Annotated in this window: 22 protein-coding genes; 16 read left to right on the forward strand and 6 right to left on the reverse strand. The window is 73.6% G+C overall.

Annotated features, from left to right (window positions below):
* Positions 1-27 precede the first annotated feature (27 nt).
* The 4 genes from AC0B9F_RS02510 to AC0B9F_RS02525 all read left to right on the forward strand — a co-directional run bounded on the left by AC0B9F_RS02510 (position 28) and on the right by AC0B9F_RS02525 (position 4,577).
* Complete coding sequence (locus tag AC0B9F_RS02510; protein ID WP_471998365.1) at positions 28-1,782, forward strand: MFS transporter; 1,755 nt, start codon at positions 28-30, stop codon at positions 1,780-1,782.
* Between the two features lie 169 nt (positions 1,783-1,951).
* Positions 1,952-2,602 (forward strand): class I SAM-dependent methyltransferase, encoded by a 651-nt coding sequence (locus AC0B9F_RS02515; protein WP_471998366.1) that lies wholly within the window; start codon positions 1,952-1,954, stop codon positions 2,600-2,602.
* A 34-nt stretch (positions 2,603-2,636) separates the two neighbouring features.
* On the forward strand, positions 2,637-3,599 hold the full coding sequence (locus AC0B9F_RS02520) for an N-acetylmuramoyl-L-alanine amidase (protein ID WP_471998367.1): 963 nt from the start codon (positions 2,637-2,639) through the stop codon (positions 3,597-3,599).
* 159 nt (positions 3,600-3,758) lie between these two features.
* Positions 3,759-4,577, forward strand: a complete 819-nt coding sequence (locus AC0B9F_RS02525) for a hypothetical protein (protein ID WP_471998368.1) — start codon at positions 3,759-3,761, stop codon at positions 4,575-4,577.
* Between the two features lie 78 nt (positions 4,578-4,655).
* Here the strand turns inward: AC0B9F_RS02525 and AC0B9F_RS02530 are convergent, their stop codons facing one another.
* Complete coding sequence (locus tag AC0B9F_RS02530) at positions 4,656-5,207, reverse strand: hypothetical protein (protein ID WP_471998369.1); 552 nt, start codon at positions 5,205-5,207, stop codon at positions 4,656-4,658.
* Positions 5,208-5,326: 119 nt separating this feature from the next.
* Here AC0B9F_RS02530 and AC0B9F_RS02535 point away from each other — a divergent pair, with 119 nt between their 5' ends.
* Positions 5,327-5,620, forward strand: coding sequence for a hypothetical protein (locus tag AC0B9F_RS02535; RefSeq protein WP_471998370.1), 294 nt, complete (start codon positions 5,327-5,329; stop codon positions 5,618-5,620).
* A gap of 448 nt (positions 5,621-6,068) precedes the next feature.
* On the opposite strand, the gene AC0B9F_RS02540 is transcribed toward AC0B9F_RS02535, so the two are convergent.
* Genes AC0B9F_RS02540 through AC0B9F_RS02550 form a run of 3 tightly spaced genes read right to left on the reverse strand, consistent with a single transcriptional unit; the run spans position 6,069 to position 9,267 of the window.
* Complete coding sequence (locus tag AC0B9F_RS02540; protein ID WP_471998371.1) at positions 6,069-7,139, reverse strand: prenyltransferase/squalene oxidase repeat-containing protein; 1,071 nt, start codon at positions 7,137-7,139, stop codon at positions 6,069-6,071.
* Positions 7,136-7,882, reverse strand: coding sequence for a class I SAM-dependent methyltransferase (locus AC0B9F_RS02545; protein ID WP_471998372.1), 747 nt, complete (start codon positions 7,880-7,882; stop codon positions 7,136-7,138). The genes AC0B9F_RS02540 and AC0B9F_RS02545 overlap by 4 nt, the downstream gene beginning before the upstream one ends.
* Positions 7,876-9,267 (reverse strand): glycosyltransferase family 4 protein, encoded by a 1,392-nt coding sequence (locus tag AC0B9F_RS02550; protein ID WP_471998373.1) that lies wholly within the window; start codon positions 9,265-9,267, stop codon positions 7,876-7,878. The genes AC0B9F_RS02545 and AC0B9F_RS02550 overlap by 7 nt, the downstream gene beginning before the upstream one ends.
* Before the next feature lie 206 nt (positions 9,268-9,473).
* On the opposite strand from AC0B9F_RS02550, the gene AC0B9F_RS02555 reads away from it, so the two are divergent.
* The 7 genes from AC0B9F_RS02555 to AC0B9F_RS02585 all read left to right on the forward strand — a co-directional run bounded on the left by AC0B9F_RS02555 (position 9,474) and on the right by AC0B9F_RS02585 (position 16,720).
* Positions 9,474-10,115, forward strand: coding sequence for a TetR family transcriptional regulator (locus AC0B9F_RS02555; protein WP_471998374.1), 642 nt, complete (start codon positions 9,474-9,476; stop codon positions 10,113-10,115).
* Positions 10,116-10,424: 309 nt separating this feature from the next.
* On the forward strand, positions 10,425-11,615 hold the full coding sequence (locus AC0B9F_RS02560; protein ID WP_471998375.1) for a prenyltransferase/squalene oxidase repeat-containing protein: 1,191 nt from the start codon (positions 10,425-10,427) through the stop codon (positions 11,613-11,615).
* Positions 11,612-12,250 carry an SCO2322 family protein gene (locus tag AC0B9F_RS02565; RefSeq protein WP_471998376.1) on the forward strand — a complete coding sequence of 213 codons (639 nt, stop codon included), beginning with the start codon at positions 11,612-11,614 and terminating at the stop codon, positions 12,248-12,250. Before AC0B9F_RS02560 ends, AC0B9F_RS02565 begins: the two co-directional genes overlap by 4 nt.
* Positions 12,243-13,355 (forward strand): energy-coupling factor transporter transmembrane component T, encoded by a 1,113-nt coding sequence (locus tag AC0B9F_RS02570; protein ID WP_471998377.1) that lies wholly within the window; start codon positions 12,243-12,245, stop codon positions 13,353-13,355. The genes AC0B9F_RS02565 and AC0B9F_RS02570 overlap by 8 nt, the downstream gene beginning before the upstream one ends.
* Positions 13,352-15,055 (forward strand): ABC transporter ATP-binding protein, encoded by a 1,704-nt coding sequence (locus AC0B9F_RS02575; protein ID WP_471998378.1) that lies wholly within the window; start codon positions 13,352-13,354, stop codon positions 15,053-15,055. Before AC0B9F_RS02570 ends, AC0B9F_RS02575 begins: the two co-directional genes overlap by 4 nt.
* Positions 15,052-15,939, forward strand: coding sequence for an ECF transporter S component (locus AC0B9F_RS02580; RefSeq protein WP_471998379.1), 888 nt, complete (start codon positions 15,052-15,054; stop codon positions 15,937-15,939). Before AC0B9F_RS02575 ends, AC0B9F_RS02580 begins: the two co-directional genes overlap by 4 nt.
* A 364-nt stretch (positions 15,940-16,303) precedes the next feature.
* The gene (locus AC0B9F_RS02585) at positions 16,304-16,720 is read left to right on the forward strand and encodes an aggregation-promoting factor C-terminal-like domain-containing protein (protein ID WP_471998380.1); all 417 of its coding nucleotides are present in this window, start codon (positions 16,304-16,306) and stop codon (positions 16,718-16,720) included.
* Between the two features lie 172 nt (positions 16,721-16,892).
* Here AC0B9F_RS02585 and AC0B9F_RS02590 read toward each other — a convergent pair whose 3' ends face one another.
* Complete coding sequence (locus AC0B9F_RS02590) at positions 16,893-18,956, reverse strand: bifunctional glycosyltransferase 87/phosphatase PAP2 family protein (protein WP_471998381.1); 2,064 nt, start codon at positions 18,954-18,956, stop codon at positions 16,893-16,895.
* Positions 18,957-19,251: 295 nt separating this feature from the next.
* Between AC0B9F_RS02590 and proP the strand changes: the two genes are divergently transcribed.
* From proP to AC0B9F_RS02605, 3 genes are all read left to right on the forward strand, one after another.
* Positions 19,252-20,631: a glycine betaine/L-proline transporter ProP gene (gene proP / locus AC0B9F_RS02595; protein WP_471998382.1), complete on the forward strand. Its 1,380-nt coding sequence runs from the start codon at positions 19,252-19,254 to the stop codon at positions 20,629-20,631.
* A 374-nt stretch (positions 20,632-21,005) separates the two neighbouring features.
* Complete coding sequence (locus AC0B9F_RS02600; RefSeq protein WP_471998383.1) at positions 21,006-22,097, forward strand: DUF2330 domain-containing protein; 1,092 nt, start codon at positions 21,006-21,008, stop codon at positions 22,095-22,097.
* A 46-nt stretch (positions 22,098-22,143) separates the two neighbouring features.
* Entirely contained in the window at positions 22,144-22,812 is a 669-nt protein-coding gene (locus AC0B9F_RS02605) for an O-methyltransferase (protein ID WP_471998384.1), read from the forward strand.
* A gap of 21 nt (positions 22,813-22,833) precedes the next feature.
* On the opposite strand, the gene AC0B9F_RS02610 is transcribed toward AC0B9F_RS02605, so the two are convergent.
* A complete protein-coding gene (locus AC0B9F_RS02610; RefSeq protein WP_471998385.1) occupies positions 22,834-23,226 on the reverse strand; it encodes a hypothetical protein in 393 nt (130 codons plus the stop codon).
* Between the two features lie 100 nt (positions 23,227-23,326).
* Between AC0B9F_RS02610 and AC0B9F_RS02615 the strand changes: the two genes are divergently transcribed.
* Positions 23,327-23,752, forward strand: a complete 426-nt coding sequence (locus tag AC0B9F_RS02615; RefSeq protein ID WP_471998386.1) for a DnaJ family domain-containing protein — start codon at positions 23,327-23,329, stop codon at positions 23,750-23,752.
* The last annotated feature ends 12 nt before the right edge of the window (positions 23,753-23,764 follow it).

Genomic DNA, 23,764 nt, shown 5'->3' on the forward strand with positions numbered 1-23,764 from the left:
GCCCATGCATACGGGTTGCTGCTGGTCATGACACGAACGACGACCGACCAGCCCGCCCGGTCAGCGAGCGGGGCCGTCGTCCCGGTGCTCGCCTTCGCGGGCATCGTGGTCGCGGTGATGCAGACGCTGCTCGTCCCGGTGATCAAGGACCTCCCGCAGCTGCTCCACACCGCTCCCAGCAACGCCACCTGGGTCCTGACCTCCACCCTGCTGTCCGGCGCCGTCGCCACCCCGATCATGGGCCGCCTCGGCGACCTGAACGGCAAGCGGCGCATGCTGATAGCCAGCCTCGCCGTGATGGTGGTCGGCGCGCTGGTGAGCGCCGTCACCGACGACCTGCTGACGATGATCGTGGGCCGCACCCTCCAGGGCTTCGCGATGGGCGCGATCCCGCTCGGCATCGGCCTGATGCGCGACACCCTGCCCCGCGAGAAGCTCGGCTCGGCGATGGCCCTGATGAGCTCCTCCATCGGCGTCGGCGGCGGCCTCGCCCTGCCCGCCGCGGCGCTGGTGGCCCAGCACGCCGACTGGCACGCCCTCTTCTACGGCGCCGCCGGCCTCGGCGTGCTCTCCATCGTCCTCACCCTCCTCACCGTCCCCGAGTCCCCGATGCGCGCGGAGGGCTCCTTCGACCTGCTCGGCGCGCTCGGCCTGTCCGCCGGCCTGGTGCTGCTCCTGCTGCCGATCACCAAGGGCAGCGACTGGGGCTGGGCCTCCGGCACCACGCTCGGCCTGTTCGCCGCCGCCGTGACCGTCCTGCTGCTGTGGGGCGTCATGGAGCTGCGCCTGAAGGCGCCCCTGGTCGACCTGCGCACCACCGCCCGCCGCGAGGTGCTGCTCACCAACCTCGCCTCGATCATGGTCGGCGTCAGCTTCTACGTCGTCTCCCTCGTCCTGCCGCAGCTGCTCCAGCTGCCCACCGCCACCGGATACGGCCTCGGCCAGTCCATGGTCGTCGCGGGTCTGTGCGTGGCCCCGCTGGGCCTGACGATGATGTTCACGGCGCCGGTCTACGCCCGCCTGTCCGCCCGCTACGGCCCCAAGGTCACCCTGATCACCGGCCTGCTGGTGATCGCCGTGGGCTACGCCGGCGGCCTCGGCCTGATGAGCGCCGCCTGGCAGACGGTCGTCACCTCCGTCATGCTCGGCGCGGGCATCGGCCTCGCCTACTCCTCGCTGCCCGCGCTGATCGTCGGCGCGGTCCCGGCCTCGGAGACCGGCGCGGCCAACGGCCTGAACACCCTGATGCGGTCCATCGGCACGTCCGTGTCGAGCGCCGTGATCGGCATGGTGCTCGCGAACACGGCCCACCACGTCGGCGGCGCGGCGATCCCGACCATGCACGGGTTCCGGGTGTCCTTCCTCATCGCCACGGTGGCGGTGGCCCTGGGCCTGGCCATGGCCCTGCTGCTGCCGGGGCGGCAGCCGGCCGCGGCGGTGCAGCTCGTCGCCTCCAGCGAGGAGGACGCCAACCTGGCGCGGGCGGAAGAGGCACTGCGGGGCTTCCGCGGGCGGGTGCTGGCCGCCGACGGCTCCCCGGTCGCCCGGGCCAAGGTCACGCTCATCGACCGGCGGGGGCGGCAGGCGGGGGCGACGGTGTCCTCCGGAGACGGCAGCTATGCGCTGGCCGTGCCCGCGGCTGGGCCGTACGTGATCGCGGCCAAGGCTTCCGGGCATGCTCCGCTGGCTTCGGCGGCGAGCCACTCCGGGGGTGAGCTGGCGGTCGATCTCGACCTGTCACTGCCCGGTGAGACGGAGCGCTCCGCGCAGGTGGCCGGATAGGCCGTTCGGCGGGTGCGGCTTCGTCGTGACTGGTCGCGCCCACGCGGCGGAGCCGCATATCGATACAGCCCCGCGGCCCCTTTGTGTGCGCACCCCCCGTCCCACAGCCGGCCGGGGGGTGCGGCAGCATAAAGGCCCCTGGCTCAGCCGTACGACCGAGAGGCCGCCCATGTCCACCGCCCCCAAGCCCGAGATCCTCGCCGCGTTCGAGGCCGCCAAGGGGTTCATGCCGGTCGACGAGGGGCTGGCGCTGTACGCGGCCGCTGTCGGGGCGGGGGCGCTGGGCTTGCCGTTGCTGGAGGTCGGGACGTACTGCGGGCGCTCCACCGTGCTGCTCGCGGACGCCGCGCGGCAGGCCCGGGTCACCGCCGTCACCGTCGACCATCACCGGGGCAGCGAGGAGCAGCAGCCGGGGTGGGAGTACCACGACCCGGAGACCGTCGACCCGGAACTCGGGCTGATGGACACGCTGCCGGCGTTCCGCCGGACGCTGCACCGGGCGGGTCTGGAGGACCACGTCGTCGCGGTCGTGGGGCGCTCGCCGCAGGTGGCGGCCATCTGGCGGAGCCCGCTCGGGCTCGTCTTCATCGACGGCGGCCACACCGACGAGCACGCGAGCGCCGACTACGAGGGCTGGGCCCCGCACGTCGCCGAGGGCGGGCTGCTCGTCATCCACGACGTCTTCCCTGACCCGGTGGACGAGTTCACGGGTCAGGCGCCGTACCGGATCTATCTGCGGGCGCTGGCGTCGGGCGCGTTCACGGAGGTGTCCGTGGCGGGGTCGCTGCGGGTGCTGCGGCGGACGGGCGGCGGTATCTGAACACCGGGCGTCCGCCCCGGTTAGGGTGGCAGGCGTGTCGTATCAAGGCCCGGAATTCGATCCACCGCAGCCACGCCGCTCCCGCCGCCCGCTGGTCGTGGGGCTCGCGGCGCTCGTGCCGGGGGCGCTGCTCGGCTGGCTGGTGTACGAGGCGGCCGGCGCCCCCGGTGACGCGGGCGGCGCGGACCGGGCGCCGGCCGTGGCGACGCCCCGCCACAGCGGCGCCTCCCCGTCCGCGCGGGACGACGACAAGCCGCCGGCCGGCTCGCCCACCCCCGCAGCGTCCGGCCCCGGCCCCTCCGCGTCCGCTCCCGCGGCCTCGGGTCCGCTCAAGGGCAAGGTCGTCGTCATCGACCCGGGCCACAACCCCGGCAACTTCCAGCACACCGCCGCCATCGACCGCAAGGTGGACATCGGCACGAACTGGAAGGAGTGCGACACCACCGGCACCTCCACCAACGACGGGTACGCCGAGGCCCGGTTCACCCTGGACGTCGCCCACCGGATGCGCACACTGCTCCAGGCGCAGGGCGCCACGGTGAAGCTGACGCAGGACGGCGACCGGCCGTACGGACCGTGCGTCGACGAGCGGGCCCGGATCGGGAACACCGCCCACGCCGACGCGGTCGTGTCGATCCACGCGGACGGCTCCGCGCCCGGCAACCGCGGCTTCCACGTGATCCTTCCCGCGTCCGTGCACGCCGGATCCGCCGACACCCGCCCCATCGTGGGCCCTTCGGCCGATCTCGGCGAGCGCATCGCCGGCAACTTCGTACGCGTCACCGGCAGCGCGCCCTCCAACTACGTGGGCGACGGCACCGGGATCGTCACGCGGAAGGACCTCGGCGGTCTCAATCTGTCAACGGTTCCCAAGGTGTTCATCGAGTGCGGCAACATGCGCGATAGCAAGGACGCGGCGCTGCTGACCAGCGGCGCCTGGCGGCAGAAGGCGGCGCAAGGGATCTCTGAGGGAATCGTGAGTTTCCTGCGCGGGTAGGGACCAGCGTGCTGTTCCCTGCGGACAGCCTCGTCGGACGGACGATAAGGTCGTCCCTACGATGAGGGGCCACCCCCCGCGCTTCACACCGGGGCCTGACGGCGACATGGTGACGGCGACGCCTCTTCCGACGACGAGACGACCTATGAAGGACCTGAAGTGAATATCCGCTCCCTCACTCGAGGCGACGGCGTGGTGATCGGAGCAGCGGTATTGCTGTTCATCGCGTCGTTCCTCGACCTGTCCGGCTGTGACGCACCGGACGCGTACTGCAACGCGGCCGCCTACCCGAACGCGTGGGACAGCCTGGGGCTGGGGCTCGGCACCTATCTGACCGGGGTGATCGGCGCCGCACTGTTCGTCCTCGCCCGTCACCAGCCGGGCGGCCCCCGCAAGGTCGCGGGCCAGGACCTGGGAGCGTTCGGCACCGCCGTGACCGTGGTGGTCGCCTGGGTCCTGCTGTGGTCCCTGATCGATTCCCACAACGCCGGCGCCGGTCTCATCCTGGGCTTCCTCGCCGCCGTGGTGCTGGCCGGGGGCGCCCTCGCCACCCCGCTGGTCGGTGCGCTCCAGGCCCCGCTGATGCCCGCCCCGAAGCCCGCCGCCCCGCAGCCCTACGGCGCCCAGCCGCAGAGTGGTTACGGCTACCCGGGCGCGCAGCAGCCGTCGTACGGCGGTCAGCCGCAGACGGGCGGCGCCCAGCCGTACGGCGCGCAGCCGCAGGGCGCCCAGCCCCAGGCCGCTCAGCCGCAGGCCGCCCAGCCGCAGGCGCCGGCCGGGGACTTCTCCCCGTTCTGGTTCGCGGTGCCGGTGCCGCGGCCGCTGTACGCGGAGGACGGCTCGCCGACGCCGATCGCCGAACTGGCGCCAGGCACCTGGTACTTGGCGGTCGAGCAGCGCGGTGCGCACCTGGTCGCGCAGACGCAGGACGGCCGCCGCGGCGTGCTGCAGGACACCTCAGGCATCCAGCGCGGCTGAGCGTCCGCCCTCGTCGCCCCCACGGCCCCTCGCCCTTCCCGGGCGGGGGGCCGTCGCCGTACCCGTGACCGTGAACTTCTAGGAACCGGCGGCCAGTTCGCTGGGGCTGGGCACCTTGTCCTTCACGTCGGCGCCCGCGCCGCGGCCGGCGTCCTTGACCTTGCCGATGACGTCGTCGAAGGCGCCGGCGGCCGAGGTGTCGCCCTTGCGGAGCTTGGACGGCAGGTCCTTCAGGGCGTCGATGCCGGCGGTGAGCGGGGCGATGGCCCGGGACAGCGTCGGGTCGCCCTCGGCGTTGCGGGCGGCCGCCTTGAGCCGGTTGTAGGCGAACCCGCCGGCCAGGCCGGCCTTGATCAGGGCCGCCGTACGCCCGTCGGCGCCCTTGGCGAACTTCCCCGCCTTCCAGGGCTTGACGATCCACTGGTAGGTGGCGCCGGCGGCCAGGCCGGCGTTCGCCACGAAGCGGGTCTTGGCGAACTTCTGCTTCTCGGCGGACGTCGTCGCGGTGGGGGTGGCGCCGGTCGTGGCGGCGGCGTCGGCCTGGTCGTCACCGCCGCAGGCGGTGGTGCCGGCGAGCAGGGCGCAGCACAGGACGACGGCGACGGTGAGGCGGCGCAGGGGTGCGGGCACGGGGGTCCTCCGGAGGCACGCGTGTCACTTCCCCCGCAGCCTCACCCGGGGGAGCGGAACCCGCCAGCGGGGCGGGGCCGTTCGGGTTTCAGGCTCCGGCCGGCGGCAAGACGACGGGTATGTCCCCTAGATATCGCAGCAGCGCGAATCAGGCCGGGACGGTCGTCGCCGTCGTAGCCGACGTCATGGCCGTCATCCTCGGCCTGTGGATCCTGATGTACCTGCTGGACGCCAACCGGGCCAACGACCTGGTCCGGTTCGTCCACAACACGGCGAACTGGCTGGCGAGCTGGTCCCGAGACCTGTTCACGTTCGACGAAGCCTGGGCCCGCGTGGTCGCCGGCTACGGCCTGGCCGCGGTGGTCTACCTCTTCGTCGGCCATGCCATCGCCAACCGCATCCACCGCCACTGACGGCTCCGCCGGTTTCCGGTGCGGCACACCCCCTGGTCCCGCGCCCGTGGGGGGCGTGGGGGGTCGCCCCACGTGTGCGCCCTCACCCCCGTCCCACGACCGGGGGGTTACCGCCGAGTTGACGTACGGTCCCTCCTGCGGGTCCATCGCCACCGCCACGTCGGCGTCGGCCACCGTGGTCCCGCCCGGACGGCGGCTGGGACCATACGTACACCACCTCGGACGCCAAGCACGGCGGCACGGTCTACGTCGCCGAGTACGGAGACGTCGTCTCGCTGTGCGACACGGCCGCCGACGGCTCAGCATCACCGTCTGGCTGGGCCCGGACCGCAAGGCCCGGACCACGCACAACTACCTCAACGACAACCAGGCCCCGCACACGGCCCGTTCACCCCGCCTCACCGTGGCGGGCGGACGGGCCGTGTCGTTGCGCGGGCGGGCCGTCACCTCATCCGCAGCAGTCCGTCTCCAGCCCCGCCGGCAGCAGCTCCCCGCCGAACACCGCGCACGTCGCCTCGTGCCCCCCGAGCGCCGCGACGGCGAGCAGCAGCGACCCGGCCGTCCACGTCGTCAGTTCGCGCGGCCAGATCGCCTCGTCCTCGAAGACGTACCCCGTCCAGTACAGCCCCGTGCCCGGGTCGCGCAGGTGCTGGATGGACTGGAGGATCTCCAGGGCCCGGTCGGACTCCCCGACCGCCCACAGCGCGAGGGCGAGTTCGGCGGACTCGCCGCCGGTCACCCACGGGTTGGGGATCACGCAGCGCACGCCGAGGCCGGGCACCACGAAGTCGTCCCAGCGTTCCTCGATACGGGACTTGGCCTCGGCGCCGGTCAGCGCGCCGCCCAGCACCGGGTAGTACCAGTCCATGGAATAGCGGTCCTTGTCGAGGAACCGCTCCGGGTGCCGGCGTATCGCGTGCCGCAGCATGCCCGCCGCCAACTCCCAGTCCGGCTGCGGCTCTTCACGCTGCTCGGCGATCGCGAGCGCGCACCGCAGCGCGTGGTGGACGGAGCAGGAGCCGGTGAGCAGCGCGTCCGCCGTGGCGGTGCCGTCGTCCTCGCGCCGCCAGCCGATCTGCCCGCCGCTCTGCTGCAGGCGCAGCACGAACTCGACGGCCGCGAACACGGTCGGCCACATGCGGTCCAGGAACGTGTCGTCGCCCGTGGACAGGTAGTGGTGCCACACCCCGACGGCCACATAGGCCACGAAGTTGGTCTCGCGGCCGGTGTCGGTGACGTCGTCGTGGGCGCCGTCGGCGTAGGCGGCGTACCAGGAGCCGTCGTCCTGCTGGTGGCGGGCGAGCCAGTCGTAGGCCCGTGCGGCGGCCGCGTGCTCACCGGCGGCGTCGAGGGCCATGGCGGCCTCGGTGTGGTCCCACGGGTCGAGGTGGTGGCCCCGGAACCACGGGATGGCCCCGTCCTCCCGCTGCACGGCGAGGATGCCGCGCACGGTCGCGGCGGCCTGCTCGGCGGTGAGGACCCCGGGCAGGACGAGGTGTTCTGTCCGGGGAGTGGTCACGTGGCGTCCGCCTCTGCGGCCAGGCGCGGCAGGTGCGGCTTGGTGGCGTAGACGACGAAGCTCTTGCCGATCAGCGGGTTCAGCGCCTGCTCGGCGACGCGCGTGGCCAGCGGCTTCTTCATGATGTCCCAGACCAGCAGCTTGTGATAGGCGCGCACCGGCAGCGCCTTGTCGTTGTCCACACCGAACGCGCACTTCAGCCACCAGTACGGCGAGTGCAGCGCGTGCGCGTGATGGCTGCCGTAGGGCTTGAGGCCGGCTTCGCGGACCTTCGCCACCAGTTCGTCGGCCTTGTAGATGCGGATGTGGCCGCCCTCGACCTCGTGGTAGGCGTCGGACAGCGCCCAGCAGACCTTCTCGGGGCCGTAGCGCGGCACGGTGATGGCGATGCGCCCGCCGGGCTTGAGCACCCGGACCATCTCGGCGAGCACGCCCTTGTCGTCGGGGATGTGCTCCATCACCTCGGAGATGATGACGACGTCGAAGGAGTCGTCCGGGAAGGGCAGGGCGAGGGCGTCGCCCTCCATGGCGGTGGCACTCGCGCCCTCGGGCGCCTCACCGGCCTCCTTCATCGCCGCGAACCACTTGGCGACCTCGCGGATCTCCTCGCCGTTCTGGTCGAGGGCCACGACCTGGGCGCCGCGCCGGTAACACTCGAAGGCGTGCCGGCCGGCCCCGCAGCCGAGGTCCAGGACACGGTCGCCCGGGGCGAGCGGGAACCGGGAGAAGTCGACGGTCAGCACGTGGCCCTGCTTTCGGAGTGACTTTCGGAGTGAACGGCTGCTGGTGCGGTCGCGGTACGGCCCGGCCGGTGGCCCGGGAAGGCGTCGATCGCCTCGCGGTAGCGGGCCACGGTCCCCTCGGCGGCCCGCGCCCAGGTGAAGTGGCGCAGCACGCGCTCGCGGCCGGCGCGCCCGAGGCGGGTGCGCAGCTCCGGGTCGCCCAGCAGCCGGCCGAGCGCTGCGGCCAGCGCCCCGGCGTCGCCGGGCGGCACCGCGAGGCAGGTCTCCCCGTCCCGGCCGGCGACCTCGGGGATCGCGCCGCCGGTGGTGGCGACCAGCGGGGTGCCGGTGGCCATGGCCTCGGCGGCCGGCAGCGAGAATCCCTCGTACAGCGACGGCACGCACGCGACCTCGGCCGAGCGGACCAGGTCGACGAGTTCGGCGTCGGAGATGCCCTTGACGAAGTCGACGGCGCCCTCGAGGCCGTAGCGCTCGATCGCCTGCGCGACGGGGCCCTCGGCGGGCCGCTTGCCGACGACGACGAGGTGGGCGTCGGCGTGCTCGGTGCGGACCTTGGCCAGCGCCTCGACGAGGAAGACCAGGCCCTTGAGCGGGACGTCGGCGCTGGAGGTGGTGACGATCCGGCCGGGCACCTTGGCCACGGACGCGTCGGGCGAGAACAGCCCGGTGTCCGCGCCGATGTGGACGACGTGAATACGGCCGGCGCGGACGCCGAGGTGGTCGGCGATCTCCTGGCGGGAGGTGCCGGAGACGGTGAGCACGGACGGCAGGCGGCGGGCGACGCGCTTCTGCATGCGGGTGAACGCGTACCAGCGGCGCACGGAGTAGCGGCGCTGCCAGGTCTCGGCGGCGTCCAGCTCCAACTGCCGGTCGACGGTGATGGGGTGGTGGATGGTCGTCACGAGCGGTGCGCCGAGGTCGCCCAACAGGCCGTATCCGAGCGTCTGGTTGTCGTGGACGACGTCGAACTCGCCGCGCCGGGCGCGCAGATGGCGGCGGGCGCGCAGGGAGAACGTCAGCGGCTCGGGGAAGCCGCCGGTCCACATGGTGCCGACCTCCAGGGCGTCGATCCAGTCCCGGTACTCGTCCTTCTTCGGGGTGCGGAAGGGGTCGGGCTGGCGGTAGAGGTCCAGGCTGGGCAGCTCGGTGAGGGTCAGCCGGCCGGCGAGGTCGTCGCCCTCGTCGAGGACGGGGTACGGCTGCGCGCCGATGACCTCCACGCGGTGGCCGAGGCGGGCCAGTTCGCGGGACAGGTGGCGGACGTAGACGCCCTGGCCGCCGCAGAACGGGTTCCCTTTGTAGGTCAGGAGCGCGATGTCGAGCGGTCGCCCGCCGTCCGCGGCGAGGTCCTCACGGGACCCCGTCCGACTGGCCTCAGCGGTCACTCCGGGCCCCTCTCTGCCTGCTCCGTCCCGCGAGATTACGCCGGGACGCTAATCTAGAACAAGTTTCAGACTTGATCGCTCAGGAGGCTCTGAATCTACCGGCAGGTAGCGACGCTGTGAGCAGTGGATCAGGTGATTCACACCACGGGCGCACGGCTGCCATGCTGTCCGAACGCACGCCCTCACCGACTGTCACGGACGGACCCATGCCCGCGCACGCCAGCACCTCGCGCCCCGACATCTCGCCCCTCACGGAGCGGCAGGAGGAACGGCGCCGCCGCATCCTGCGCGCGAGCGCGCAGCTGGCCGGCCGGGGCGGTTTCGACGCGGTGCAGATGCGGGAGGTCGCGGAGGCCTCACAGGTGGCGCTGGGCACGTTGTACCGCTACTTCCCGTCCAAGATCCATCTGCTGGTCGCCACCATGCAGGACCAGTTGGAGCACATGCACGGCACGCTGCGCAAGAGGCCGCCGGCCGGAGAGACGGCGTCACAGAGGGTGGCGGAGACCCTGATGCGCGCCTTCCGCGGCCTGCAGCGCGAGCCGCACCTGGCGGAGGCGATGGTCCGCGCCCTGACCTTCGCCGACCGCAGCGTCTCCCCCGAGGTCGACCAGGTCTCCCGCCAGACGACAGCGATCATCCTGGACGCGATCGGCACCGCCGACCCGAGCCCGGCCCAGCTGTCGGCGGTCCGCGTCATCGAACACACCTGGCACTCGGCCCTGATCACCTGGCTCTCCGGCCGCGCCTCCATCGCCCAGGTCAAGATCGACATCGAGACGGTGTGCCGGCTGATCGACCTGACGGAGGGCGAGTTCATCCCGGCGGAGGGCAGGGGGAGGCGGTGACCGGGGCTTTCCCGGCCCCGGGCGCACAGCCGCCCCTCGGTGCCTTTCCTACGGCCCGGTAAAGTGGCCGCGTCGTCATCACACCCGTACAGGGGGAAGCCGGTGCACATCCGGCGCTGATCCTTTCCCCGAGCTCTCGGCTGCGCTCGAGCAGGGGAGCCCCCTGTCCGTGAGCCGCCGTCGAGGCGGCGAGCCGGACGCCCGGTGCGGGCGTGAACGGCTCACGCACCGTCGAGGTCTACGGAGCCGAGCCCCCGGGTCCGCCCGGGCCGCCCGGCTCCTCCGTACAGGGAGAGGCAGCCGCCGATCATGAACATTCGTCGCAGCGCCGCGGTCGTGGCCGCCGTCACCGTGCTGGGCGGCGCCGCCGCGCCCGCCGTGGCCGCGTCGCCCGCCCCGTCCCCGTCGCAGGCGCTGCCCTCCGGCCTGTACGGCACCGCCGACCCGACGTACGACGGCGTGTGGCGGCAGTCGCTCGCCCTGCTCGCGCAGCACACGGCCGGCGTGAAGCCCGCGGACAAGGCCGTGGACTGGCTGAGCGGACAGCAGTGCGCGAGCGGCGCGTTCGCCCCGTTCCGCGCCGAGCCGGCCAAGCCGTGCGACGCGAAGACGATGATCGACACCAACCAGACCGCCGCCGCCGTGCAGGCCCTCACCGCGCTCGGCGGCCACGACGCCGTCGTCACCAAGGCGGTCGCCTGGCTGAAGTCCGTGCAGAACAAGGACGGCGGCTGGCCCTACGCCGTGGGCTGGCCCAGCGACGCCAACTCGACCTCCGTCGTCGTCGGCGCGCTCACCGCGGCCGGCGAGAAGGCCGGAAACGTCGTCAAGGACGGCAAGTCGCCCTATGACGCCCTGCTGAAGCTCACCCTGCCCTGCTCCGAGGGCGGCGCCTTCGCCTCCCAGCCCGACAAGTCCGGCAAGCTCACCGCCAACGCGGACGCGACCGCCGCCGGTGTCGTCGGGCTGCTGGGCAAGGGCCTGGTGACCGGCGCGGGCGCGCAGACCGACGCGGTGTGCAAGGACGAGCGCACCCCGGCGCAGGCCGCCGCCAACGGGGCCGCCTACCTGGCGAAGGCGATGGCCAAGGACGGCCACCTGACCTCGACCACCCCGGGCGCCGCCCCGCAGCCCGACTACGGCAACACCGCCGACGCCGTCGTCGCGCTCGCCGCGCAGGGCGGTGCCGCGCGGGCCGCGAAGCCGCTGGCGTGGCTGGAGAAGAACAGCGCCGGCTGGGCGAAGCAGAGCGGCCCCGCCGCCTACGCCCAGCTGATCTTCGCCGCGCACACCGCGGGCGCCGACCCGCGCCACTTCGGCGGCCAGGACCTGGTCGCCGGGCTGAACGCGACGGGTGCCGCCCCGCAAGCCGCCGAGAACAAGGACGAGAAGAAGGACGACGGCTCGCCCTTCGGCGTGTGGTGGTTCGTCGGCGTCTGCCTGGTCGCCGGTATCGGCGCCGGCTTCCTCATCAGCGGCCGCAAGGGCCGCACCAAGTGATCCGCCGCGCCGCCCTGCTGTGCCTGGCCCTGCTGCTGCCGCTGGTGGCGGCGGGCCAGGCGCGGGCCGTCGGCTACCGGTACTGGTCGTTCTGGGAGCGCGACGGCTCCGCGTGGACGTACGCCACGCAGGGACCGTCGACGGCCCGGCCGGCCGACGGCGCCGTGGAGGGCTTCCGGTTCGCGGTGAGCGCGGACTCCGCCGACGCCGAGAAGCCGCGCGGCAGCGCCGACTTCGCGGCGATCTGCGCACGCACCCCGCGCCAGGACGGCACCAAGCGGGTGGCGCTGGTCATCGACTTCGGTACGGCCGCCGACGCCCCCTCCGGCGAGAGGCCGCCCGCCGCCCGCACCGCGTGCGCCCGGGTGCCCGCGGACGCGACGACCGCCGAGGCCCTGGCGTCGGTGGCGAAACCGCTGCGGTACGACACCAACGCCCTGCTGTGCGCGATCGCCGGGTATCCGCAGCGGGGCTGCGGGGAGCAGGTCTCCGGCAAGGCCACGGGCACCGCGCAGGCGGCCCCGAAGGCGGCGAACGACGACGGCGGCCCGTCGGTGGGCCTGATCGCGGGCGGCGCGGCCGTCGTCGTCCTGGGCGCCGCGGCGGTGTGGCAGGCGCGGCGGCGGCGTGCGTAGTCATCACCGGGGCCCCGCCACCGTGCACCCCGGCGCGTGGTGGCTGTGGGCCCTCGGACTCGGCACCGCCGCCACCCGCACCACCAACCCGCTGCTGCTCGCGCTGCTCGTCGCGGTCTCCGCGTACGTCGTGTCGGCCTGCCGGCCGAGCGCGCCCTGGGCCCGCTCCTACTCCGCGTTCCTGAAGCTGGCCCTGGCCGTGCTCGTCGTCCGTCTCTTCTTCGCGGTCGTCCTCGGCTCCCCGATCCCCGGCACGCACGTCGTCGTCACCCTGCCCGAAGTGCCGCTGCCCCACTGGGCGCAGGGCATCCGGCTCGGCGGCCGGGTCACCGCCGAGGGCCTGCTGTTCGCGCTGTACGACGGGCTGCGGCTGGCGGCGCTGCTGGTCTGCGTCGGCGCGGCGAACGCGCTCGCCAACCCGCACCGGCTGCTGAAGTCCCTGCCGGGCGCGCTGTACGAGACGGGTGTCGCCGTCGTCGTCGCGCTGACCTTCGCCCCGCATCTGATCGCCGACGCGCAGCGGCTGCGGGCCGCCCGCCGGCTCCGCGGCCGCCCGGACCGGGGTCTGCGCGGGCTGCTCCAGGTGGCCCTGCCGGTGCTGGAGGGCGCGCTGGAGCGGTCGGTGGCGCTGGCCGCCGCGATGGACGCGCGCGGTTACGGCCGCAGCGCCGACGTGCCCGCGCCGGTGCGCCGTACGACGGCCGCGCTCACCCTCGGCGGGCTGCTCGGGGTGTGCGCCGGCACGTACGGGCTGCTCACCGCCGACGGCGACCGCTACGGGCTGCCGGTGCTGCTCGGCGGGCTCGCCGCCGCGCTGGCCGGCCTGTGGCTCGGCGGCCGCCGCACCCCGCGTACCCGCTACCGCCCCGATCCGTGGGACGCCCGTGCCCTGACGGTCGCCGCGAGCGGCGTCGCCGTGGCCGCGGTGCTCGTCCTCGCCGGCTCCCCCGCCCTGAACCCCGGCGTGGTCCCGCTCACCGCGCCGGCGCTGCCGCTGTGGCCGGCGGCGGCCGTACTGCTCGGCCTGGTGCCGGCGTTCGTGGCGCCCGCGCCGCGGGAACCGTCCCCCGAGCGAGCCGAGACGAAGCACGAGGAGCCGTCGTGATCCGCTTCGAGAACGTCTCCGTGACCTACGACGGTGCGGGCGAACCCACCGTCCGGGACGTCGACCTCACCGTGCCCGAAGGGGAACTGGTGCTGCTCGTCGGCCCCTCCGGCGTCGGCAAGTCCACGATCCTGGGTGCGGTCAGCGGGCTCGTCCCGCACTTCACGGGCGGCACCCTGCGCGGCCGCGTCACCGTCGCCGGCCGTGACACCCGCACCCACAAGCCGCGCGAACTCGCCGACGTCGTCGGCACGGTGGGCCAGGACCCGCTCGCCCACTTCGTCACCGACACCGTCGAGGACGAACTCGCCTACGGCATGGAGTCCCTGGGCCTGAGCCCTCAGGTCATGCGGCGCCGGGTGGAGGAGACGCTGGACCTGCTCGGCCTCGCCGACCTGCGCGACCGCCCGATCGCCACGCTCTCCGGCGGCCAGCGGCAGCGCGTCGCGATCGGCTCGGTCCTCACCGCGCACCCGCGGGTCCTCGTCCTCGACGAGCCGACCTCCGCACTCGACCCGGCCGCCGCCGAGGAGGTCCTCGCCGTCGTCCAGCGCCTGGTCCACGACCTCGGTACGACGGTGCTGATGGCGGAGCACCGGCTGGAACGCGTCGTCCAGTACGCCGACCGCGTCGCCCTGCTGCCGGGCCCGGGCGAGGCGCCCGTGGTCGGCACCCCGGCCGACGTCATGGCCGTGTCGCCGGTGTACCCGCCGGTCGTGGACCTGGGCCGGCTCGCGGGCTGGACGCCGCTGCCGCTGACGGTCCGCGACGCGCGGCGCCGGGCGGACGGCCTGCGGGACCGGCTGACGGACCGGGACACCGCCCCGGCAGCCGCGGCCCACGCACTCCCGGCCGCTCCGGCGCCCGCGCCCCCGGTCCCACGGCCCGTCCCTTCCCGCCTCGCCCGGCTGCTGCGCCGGTCCCCCGCCGACGCCCCCGGACCGCAGGCGTACGCCGCCGAGGTGCGCTCGCTCGCCGTGCGGCGGGGCCGCGTGCAGGCGCTGCACCGCGTCGACCTGACCGTCCGCCCCGGTGAGACGGTCGCCCTGATGGGGCGCAACGGCGCCGGGAAGTCGACGCTGCTGAACACGCTCGTCGGGCTGGTCCGGCCGGACTCCGGCACCGTGCTGACCGGTGGCGCCGCCCCGTACGGCGCACCGCCGCGCGAGCTGGTGCGCCGGGTCGGGCTGGTCCCGCAGGAGCCGCGCGACCTGCTGTACGCCGACACGGTCGCCGCCGAGTGCGCGGCCGCCGACGAGGACGCGGGCGCCGAGCCGGGCGCCTGCCGTGCCCTCGTGAGCGAGCTGCTGCCCGGGGTGACGGACGGCACCCATCCCCGGGATCTGTCCGAGGGCCAGCGCCTCGCGCTCGCCCTGGCCGTGGTGCTCACCGCCCGGCCGCCGCTGGTCCTGCTGGACGAGCCGACCCGCGGTCTGGACTACGCGGCGAAGTCCCGCCTGGTCGCGATCCTGCGCGAGCTGACGGCCGCGGGGCACGCGGTGGTGCTGGCCACGCACGACGTGGAGCTGGCCGCCGAGCTGGCTCACCGGGTGGTCCTGCTCGCCGAGGGCGAGGTGATCGCCGACGGGCCCACGGCGGACGTCGTGGTGTCCTCCCCGTCCTTCGCCCCGCAGGTGACGAAGATCCTCGCGCCGCAGCAGTGGCTGACGGTCGCGCAGGTGCGGAAGGCCCTCGCATGAGCCCCTCCCCCGGCGCCGACCGCCCCGCCCCGACACGCCCCGCCCGGAAACGCCCGGCCGGGACACGCCCCGCCCGGATACGCGCCGTCCGTCTCGGCCCCCGCTCGGTCGCCGCGCTCGTGCTGGTCGGCGCGGTCGGGGTGGCCGGGCTGCTGTGGCCGTTCCTCGCCCCGCCCGGCTCCCAGGTGCTCGCGCACGCCCAGGACGCCCCGTGGCTGTTCGCGGGACTGCTGGTGCTGCTGGTCGCGGTGGCCGCGGCGACGATCGCCGAGTCCGGGCTCGGCCCGAAGGCGGTCGCGATGCTGGGGGTGCTGGCGGCGACCGGCGCGGCGCTGCGGCCCGTCGGCGCGGGCACGGCCGGCATCGAGCCGATGTTCTTCCTGATGGTGCTCAGCGGGCGGGTCCTCGGCCCCGGTTTCGGGTTCGTGCTGGGCGGGGTGACGATGTTCGCGTCCGCGCTGCTGACGGGCGGGGTCGGCCCGTGGCTGCCGTTCCAGATGCTGTCGATGGGCTGGTTCACGATGGGCGCGGGCCTGCTGCCCGGCCCCGAGCGGCTGCGCGGCCGTGGCGAACTCGTCCTGCTCGCCGGGTACGGCTTCCTGGCGGCCTTCGCCTACGGCACGGTCATGAACCTCGCCGGCTGGCCCTTCATGGGCGGCAACGCCTCGAACATCGCCTTCGACCCGCACGCGGGCCCCGGCGCCAACCTGGCCCGCTTCGTCGCGTACTGCCTGGCCACGTCGCTCGGCTGGGACCTGGGCCGGGCGCTCGTCACGGTCGCCCTCACCCTCACCCTCGGCCCGGCGATCCTCAGGGCGCTGCGCCGGGCCACCCGGCGGGCGGCGTTCGAGACGCCGGTCACGTTCGATCCGGCCGGTGAGTGAGGGGCCGTACGCCGAGCGTGTGCGGGCGGGGCTCGCGGCGGTGAAGCACCCCACATGACCCAGGTCACCTACGAGGCGGGGCCGTAGATCCATTCGCCTGTCATGCCCGCGTCGCCATGGGGGCTGACCTGGGGTTTGAGAGCCACATCACATACTCGGGCTTTCTTCTCGATGCGACCACAACTAGTAAAAGGGGTCATTGCGGACGCCTGCCGGGCCTGCTTCTCTGGATGACGTCGCACGGCGCCGACGTGCCCTTCAGGGCCGCGGCGCCTCCGCATGCCACGGCCGCAGCAGGCGGCCTCGCGCATCTCGTGCTCAACGGCGTGCCGGCGACGCCACTGTCCCCGACGAAAGGCTTCCCGTGTCCGCCGTTTCCCTCTTCCGTCGCGTCTCCGCCCCCAAGAAGGCCCTCGCCGGCGCCGCCCTGGCCGCCGCCGCGTGCGGTTCCCTGATCGCCGCCGCGCCCGCCCAGGCCGCGACGACGCAGGCCTCCTCGGCCCAGGCGGTCGCGAAGAAGATGATCGGCAGCTCGGCGCAGTACCAGTGCTTCTCGAACATCGTCGAGCGCGAGAGCGGCTGGAACCCGAACGCCACCAACTCCTCCAGCGGCGCCTACGGCCTGGTCCAGGCCCTGCCCGGCTCCAAGATGTCCTCGGCCGGCTCCGACTGGAAGACCAACCCCGCGACCCAGATCAAGTGGGGCATGAACTACATGAACGAGCGCTACGGCAGCCCGTGCGGTGCCTGGAACTTCTGGCAGGCCCACAACTGGTACTGATGGCGCCGGTACGGACCCGTTTTTCCGTACCCCGGCAGACGCGAAGGCGGCGGCCCCCGATCCCCTGGGCCGCCGCCTTCGCCATGTCCGAGGGGACCCGCGATTCCTTCTCGCGCCACACCGGACCGGTCGACGCCACCGGACCGGTCGACGCCACCGGACCGGTACCGGATCAGCTCGCGGCGCGCTCCCTCTCCGGCTCCTTCGGCAGGCTGCCGACCCGCACGGCCGGGGCCGTGAGCACGGTGGTGCGGGGGCCCTGGAGCAGGTACGTCAGTGCGAACCCCGCCCCGACCACGGCCGCGCCGCCGACCGCGTCCAGCACCCAGTGGTTGCCGGTCGCGACGATCGCGGAGACCGTGAACAGCGGGTGCAGCAGGCCGAGCGCCTTCATCCACCACCTCCGCGCCAGGATCACGATCACCAGACCGCACCACAGCGCCCAGCCGAAGTGCAGTGAGGGCATCGCCGCGTACTGGTTGGTCAGCTCGGTGAGCGTGCCGTAGTCCGGCCTGGCGAAGTTCTGCGGGCCGTTGACGGTGTCGACGATGCCGAGGCCCGGCATCAGGCGCGGCGGGGCGAGCGGGTAGAGCCAGAAGCCGGCGAGGGCGAGCACGGTGGCGAAGCCGAGCGCGGAGCGGGCCCAGCGGTAGTCCACGGGGCGGCGCCAGTACAGGACGCCGAGGATCGCCAGCGGAATGCCGAAGTGGAACGACTCGTAGTAGAAGCTGAAGAACCTCGCCGGCCAGCCGGCGGAGACGACCGCGTGGTTGACCCAGTGCTCGACGTCGATGCGCAGAAGAGTCTCCAGGCCGTGGAGCTGGTGGCCGTGCCGCTCGGCCAGGGCCCGGCCGCCGCTGTTGGTGCCCCCGGTCGCGGCGAGCCGGACCTGCGCGTACGCCCAGTACGTGAGGCGCATCAGCAGCAGCTCGAACAGCAGGTTCGGGCGGCTGAGGACGCGGCGCAGGGCGGGCAGCCGCGGAAGGCGCCGCAATCGGGGTGCGGGGGCGGCGTACCGGGTGGGCAGGGGGCGGTCGAAGTACGCCGAGGAGCGGACCAGGAAGGGGACGGCGGTGGCCGCGGCGAGTGCGGCGAGCAGGACGAGGTTGTCCAGCAGCGGCTGGAACAGCGGCTTGTCCGGGAGCATCGTCCTGGCCGGCAGCGTCATCACCAGCACGACGGCGGCCGGCCACACATACCGGTCGGCGGTCCGCCTGCCGACCCTGCCGACGACGGCGAGCAGCACCCACAGCAGCTGGTGCTGCCAGGCGGTGGGCGCTACGGCGAGGGCGGCGCAGCCGGTGACGGCGACCGCGAGGAGCAGCTGCCCGTCGCGGGCGTAGCGCACCGCACGGCGTACGCCGAGGACGGCGACGACCGCACCGAGGGTGAGGAACAGGGCGATCTCCAGCGGGCCGCTGAGGCCGGAGCGGAGCAGGGCGCCGTGCAGGGACTGGTTGCCGAGGGCGTCGGCCCGCCCGCCGAGGCCCACGCCGGCCATGTGGTGCAGCCAGTAGACCGTCGAGTCGTGCGCCATCGCGGCCCAGGCCAGCGCGGTGCACGCGGCGAAGGCGACACCGGCGGACCGGGCGGCCCGGCGGCGGCCGGTGCACCACAGCAGCGGCGCGAACAGCAGCAGCGCCGGCTGCAGCGCGGCGGCCACACCGATCAGTACGCCGCTCGCCCGCTGCCCGCGTGCGACGAAGAAGCCGAGCAGGACCAGCAGCACCGGCAGGATGCTGCTCTGGCCGAGCCACAGGGTGCTGCGCACCGGCAGTGACAGCATGAGCAGGCTGATCGCGACGGGCGCCGCCGGCAGCGCGGTACGTCTGCCCGCCGAGCCGGCCCTCGGCTGCGGCAGGGCACGGGCGGCGACGACGCCCAGAGCTGCGACCAGCAACAGCGTGGACAAGGTCCAGCCCCAGCCGAGGGCCTGCTCGGCCGCCCCGGTGAGCGGCTTGAGGACGAGTCCCCCGAAAGGGGTACCGCTGAAGCGGGTGGAGTCGTACAGGGAGCCGTTGACGTGCAGCACGCCGTGCGGGCCGACCCAGGTCTCCAGGTCGGTCAGCCGCTCCCCGCGCGGGGTGGTCAGGACCGTGGCGACCTCGCGGGCGGCGAGAAGGGCCGCGAGCAGCCAGACGCCCAGCCCGAGGACGTGCGGGCGCGCCCGGGCCGCGCCTGCGGCCGTCGCTGCGCCGGCTGCCGCCGGTTGCCCGCTGTGCTCAGCATTCGCCACGCCTGGTCGGCCCTCCCGCCCGGACGTCCTGCCGCCCTTTTGTCCCGAAGACGATAGACCGCCCGAGTTGTCACTGCTTGCGTGTGGCGCGAGAAGGATCACACCGGGGCGGTGGATGTTCGCCGCGCGATCGGGCAGATGCCCCTGCACAACCGACGTTTAGCTGCATCATGCAACGAGGTGCGTACGGCCCGTAATGGGACCAACGGCGCCTATGGTCGGTTTTCGGTCCGCCGTCACCGCCGCCGCGTGGGCCCTTGTCCCTGTCCCCGTCGAAAGGCAGGCGAGCGAAACGTTGTCGGCTGCGACCGTCGCTGCTCATCCCGTCAGGCCCGTCACTCTGAAGAAGACCCAGGACGACGTCACCGTCACCGACCCGGCGCTCGTCAGGCGCGCGGTCAAGGCGGCGGCACTGGGCAACGCCATGGAGTGGTTCGACTTCGGTGTCTACAGCTACATCGCGGTCACCCTCGGCAAGGTCTTCTTCCCCTCGGGCAATCCGACCGCCCAGCTGCTGTCCACCTTCGGCGCCTTCGCCGCGGCCTTCCTGGTCCGGCCGCTCGGCGGCATGGTCTTCGGACCGCTCGGCGACCGCGTCGGCCGCCAGAAGGTGCTCGCGGTCACCATGATCATGATGGCGGCGGGCACGTTCGCGATCGGCCTGATCCCCTCGTACGCCTCGATCGGCGTCGGCGCGCCGCTGCTGCTGCTCGCCGCGCGGCTGGTGCAGGGCTTCTCCACCGGCGGCGAGTACGCCGGCGCGTCCACCTTCATCGCCGAGTACGCCCCCGACAAGCGGCGCGGTTTCCTCGGCAGCTGGCTGGAGTTCGGCACCCTGGCCGGTTACATCGGCGGCGCGGGGCTGGTCACGCTGATGACGGCGCTGCTGTCCACCGACGACCTGACCTCCTGGGGCTGGCGCATCCCGTTCCTGATCGCGGGCCCGATGGGCATCATCGGCCTGTACCTGCGGATGAAGCTGGAGGAGACCCCGGCGTTCGCGGCGGAGGTCGAGAAGGCGGAGTCGGCGCGGCGGAAGGTGCCGCTGCGGGAGATGATCACCGGGCAGTGGAAGGCGCTGCTGCTGTGCATGGGCCTGGTGCTCGTCTTCAACGTCACGGACTACATGCTGCTGTCCTACATGCCGAGCTACCTCACCAGTGAGCTGAAGTACGACGAGACGCACGGGCTGCTCGTGGTGCTCGGTGTGATGGCCGTGATGATGATCGTCCAGCCGTTCGCGGGTGCGCTGACCGACCGGGTCGGGCGTCGTCCGGTGATCGCGGCGGGGTGCGTGGGGTTCCTGCTGCTGTCCGTTCCGGCGCTGCTGCTGATCCGGCAGGGCAGCCTGGTCGCCGTCGCGCTCGGTATGGGCGCGCTGGGGCTGCTGCTGGTGTGCTTCACCGCCGCGATGCCCTCCGCGCTGCCGGCGCTGTTCCCGACGCGGGTGCGGTACGGGTCGCTGTCCGTCGGCTTCAACGTCTCCGTGTCGCTGTTCGGCGGTACGACGCCGCTGGTCGTCACGGCGCTGATCGGGGCGACGGGGAACATGATGATGCCCGCGTACTACATGATGGCCGCGGCGGTCGTGGGCGGCGTGGCCGTCTGGTACATGGCGGAGTCGGCGGGGCGGCCGCTGCCGGGCTCTGCGCCGGCGGTTTCACGGGCGGCGTAGCGGGGTCTTTGGGGCGCGGTCTTCGGGGCGGTCTTTGGCTGCGGGTGCGTGGTGGCTGGTCGCGCAGTTCCCCGCGCCCCTTGGATGCCTGCGGCGGCCCGTTGCGGTCCGGTGGGTGGTTGCTGTCGCGCGTGCGGTTCGTTGTGGGTCGGGGCCGGGGTGGGGGGTGTCCGTCCTCGGTCCGGCCGCCCGTTTCCGACGCGCTCGCTGTTGGTCGGTGCCGGCCGCTGCGGGCGGACACCCCCCACCCCGGCCCCTTCCCGCCGCGCGCGGGTGCCGGCCGTCATCTGGCAGAGCTGCGGGCAGTCGTGCCGCTGGGGCGGCACGGGTGAGCAGGGGGAACCATTGGGTCCGGGAGGTCGTCCATACGTGACGTGCGCACAACACCCCGGGTCCTCACCCTCGTCCTCACCCTGCTCGGCATCCAGCTCGCCTGGCTCGCCGCGCCGGCGTACGCCTGTGGCTGTGGTGCGATGATCCCCGGCGGGCACACGCAGGTCAGGGTCGACCGCGAGGTCTCCGTCGTGCGGTGGGACGGCCGGCAGGAGCAGATCGTGATGAGCCTGACCGTCGCCGGCACCGCCGACCACGCCGCCTGGATCATGCCCGTCCCGCACCGCGCCACCGTCCGCCTCGGCGACGGCCGCCTCTTCGAGCAGCTGCGGGAGCAGACCGCCCCCGAGCAGCGCACCCGGTACTACTTCTGGCCCCGCTCCGGCGACTGGCCGTTCGCCTCCGGGGACGGCGTCTCCGCGGCCGCCCCGCCGCCGGGCGGCGCGGGCGTCGGCGTCGTCGGCCGCGAGCGGCTCGGCCCGTTCGACGTGGCCCGCCTCACCGCCGACGACCCCGCCGCGCTCAGCGACTGGCTGCACCGCAACGGCTTCGCGCTTCCCACCCGCCTGGCGCAGGCCCTCCAGCCGTATGTCGACCGGCACTGGGAGTACGTGGCGATCCGGCTCGCCCCGCAGAGCGAGCACATCCCGCTGTACGGCGCCCTCGACCCGCTGCACCTCACCTTCGCCGCCGACGCCCCGGTCTACCCGATGCGGCTGTCCCGGCTGGCCGCCACCCCGCAGTCGCTCGGCCTGTACCTGCTCGCCGCGCACCGGATGGAGCCGCGCACGGCCATCGGCGGCGACCAGCCGAAGGTCACCTTCGCCGGACGCGTCCGGGACGCCTCGGGCCCGCTGGGCGAGCTCAGCCACGGCACGGACTACCTCACGGCCCTCGACCAGGAGTTCCCCGTGCCGTCCCGCATCTCCGGCGACCACGAGCTGCGGCGCGCCGCGACCGACGACCCGTATCGCGAGGTGGTCTACGACTACCGGCTGCGTGAGATCGCGGGCCTGCCGGCCTGGCTGGCGGCCATCGGCGGGGGCCTGGCGGTACTGGTGGCGGTGGTCGCCGTGTGCACCGTACGCGCCACACGCCGCCGCACCTCCCGGGCACCCGTGCCCAACCTCTGAAATGCTGTGCCCTGGGACGTGGGATTCGCATGGAAGGTACGGACGCATGAGCGGCTCGCAGCTCTGGGACGACGTCGACGACTACTTCTCCACCCACCTCGCGCCGGACGACGAGGCGCTGCTCGCCGCGCTCCGCGACAGCGAGGCCGCCCAGCTGCCGAGGATCAGCGTCACTCCGGCCCAGGGCAAGTTCCTCCAGTTGCTCGCCCAGGTCCACGGCGCCCGCACCGTCCTGGAGATCGGCACCCTGGCCGGCTACAGCACGATCTGGCTGGGCCGGGCGCTGCCCGCCGACGGGCGGCTGATCTCGCTGGAGTACAACCCGAAGCACGCCGAGATCGCCACCCGCAACATCGCCCGCGCGGGCCTGGACAAGCTGGTCGAGGTGCGCGTCGGCCCGGCCCTGGAGTCGCTGCCCCAGCTCGCCGACGAGAACCCGGCGCCCTTCGACCTGGTCTTCATCGACGCCGACAAGGCCAACAACGCCCACTACGTCGAGTGGGCGCTGCGGCTCACCAGCGCGGGCAGCCTGATCGTCGTCGACAACGTGGTCCGCGGCGGCCGGGTCGCCGACGCGGGCAGCGAGGACCCCGACGTGCGCGGCACCCGCGCCGCCATCGAACTGATCGGCTCCCACCCCCGGCTGAGCGGCACCGCGATCCAGACGGTCGGCAGCAAGGGCTACGACGGTTTCGCCCTCGCCCTCGTCCTCTGAGCCCGGGGCACGCCCGAGGGCTCAGAGTTCGTGGTAGAAGCCGACGTTCACGCTGCGCGGGCCGGTGCGGTCCTGGATGACGATCTCGCCGGAGCCGCCCCGCGGCAGCCCGACCGTGCCGCCGTACACGAGGGGCTGGGCGTACTCGCCGACGATCATCCGCACCTCGGAGGACGGGTCCGGCTGCGAGCCGCGCAGCCAGGTCAGCTGCCAGCCGCCGTCGGGGCCGCAGACGAACTCCAGGTGGACGCGCGAGACGAACAGCCAGTCCTCGGGCGTGACGAGCCGGCAGGTGGCGGCGTCGCGCCCGACCCTCAGCACCGCACCCGGTTCGCTGGGCGCGTCGGCCATGGCCATCCCGGCCGTGGCGCCCTCGTCTCCCCCGGAGACAGAGGCCATGGTGAGTTCGAGCACGTGCGCTCCCCTTTGCGACGTCGCGGTGCGGCGGCCTGGTTGGCCTGCCGCCGCCGCATGATAGATCGGCGGGCCCGGCCGCGTCCGGCACAATGGGTACATGACCGAGCGAAAGCCACCCGGGGTGCCGTTCGAGTCCTGGGTCGACAAACAGATCCGTGACGCGCAGGCCCGCGGTGACTTCGACCGGCTGACCGGCGCGGGGGAACCGCTGCCGCCCGAGGTCGAGTCGGCGTACGACGAACTGTGGTGGGTCAAACGCAAGTTGCACCGCGAGGGGCTGTCCGTGCTGCCGCCCGCGCTGGCGTTGCGCAAGGAGGCCGACGACGCGCTCACGGCGGCGTACGCGGCGCCGTCGGAGTCGCTGGTGCGGCGGATCATCACCGAGATCAACGTCAAGATCCGCGACATGATGTTCAAACCGCCGCCCGGCCCGCCGCTGGGCCGCAAGCCGTACGACGTCGAGGAGGTCGTACGGCAGTGGCGTGAGCGGCGGACCGCTGCGGGCGGCGGTCCGGTGAGCTGACCGGCCCCTCGG

This window comes from Streptomyces sp. NPDC097129 (assembly GCF_055668065.1).

Coding starts and splice junctions, on each gene's coding strand:
- AC0B9F_RS02605 (WP_471998384.1), top strand. CDS start 22,144: ATGAGCGGCTCGCAGCTCTGGGACGACGTCGACGACTACTTCTCCACC.
- AC0B9F_RS02510 (WP_471998365.1), top strand. CDS start 28: ATGACACGAACGACGACCGACCAGCCCGCCCGGTCAGCGAGCGGGGCC.
- AC0B9F_RS02515 (WP_471998366.1), top strand. CDS start 1,952: ATGTCCACCGCCCCCAAGCCCGAGATCCTCGCCGCGTTCGAGGCCGCC.
- AC0B9F_RS02580 (WP_471998379.1), top strand. CDS start 15,052: ATGAGCCCCTCCCCCGGCGCCGACCGCCCCGCCCCGACACGCCCCGCC.
- AC0B9F_RS02555 (WP_471998374.1), top strand. CDS start 9,474: ATGCCCGCGCACGCCAGCACCTCGCGCCCCGACATCTCGCCCCTCACG.
- AC0B9F_RS02560 (WP_471998375.1), top strand. CDS start 10,425: ATGAACATTCGTCGCAGCGCCGCGGTCGTGGCCGCCGTCACCGTGCTG.
- AC0B9F_RS02615 (WP_471998386.1), top strand. CDS start 23,327: ATGACCGAGCGAAAGCCACCCGGGGTGCCGTTCGAGTCCTGGGTCGAC.
- AC0B9F_RS02535 (WP_471998370.1), top strand. CDS start 5,327: ATGTCCCCTAGATATCGCAGCAGCGCGAATCAGGCCGGGACGGTCGTC.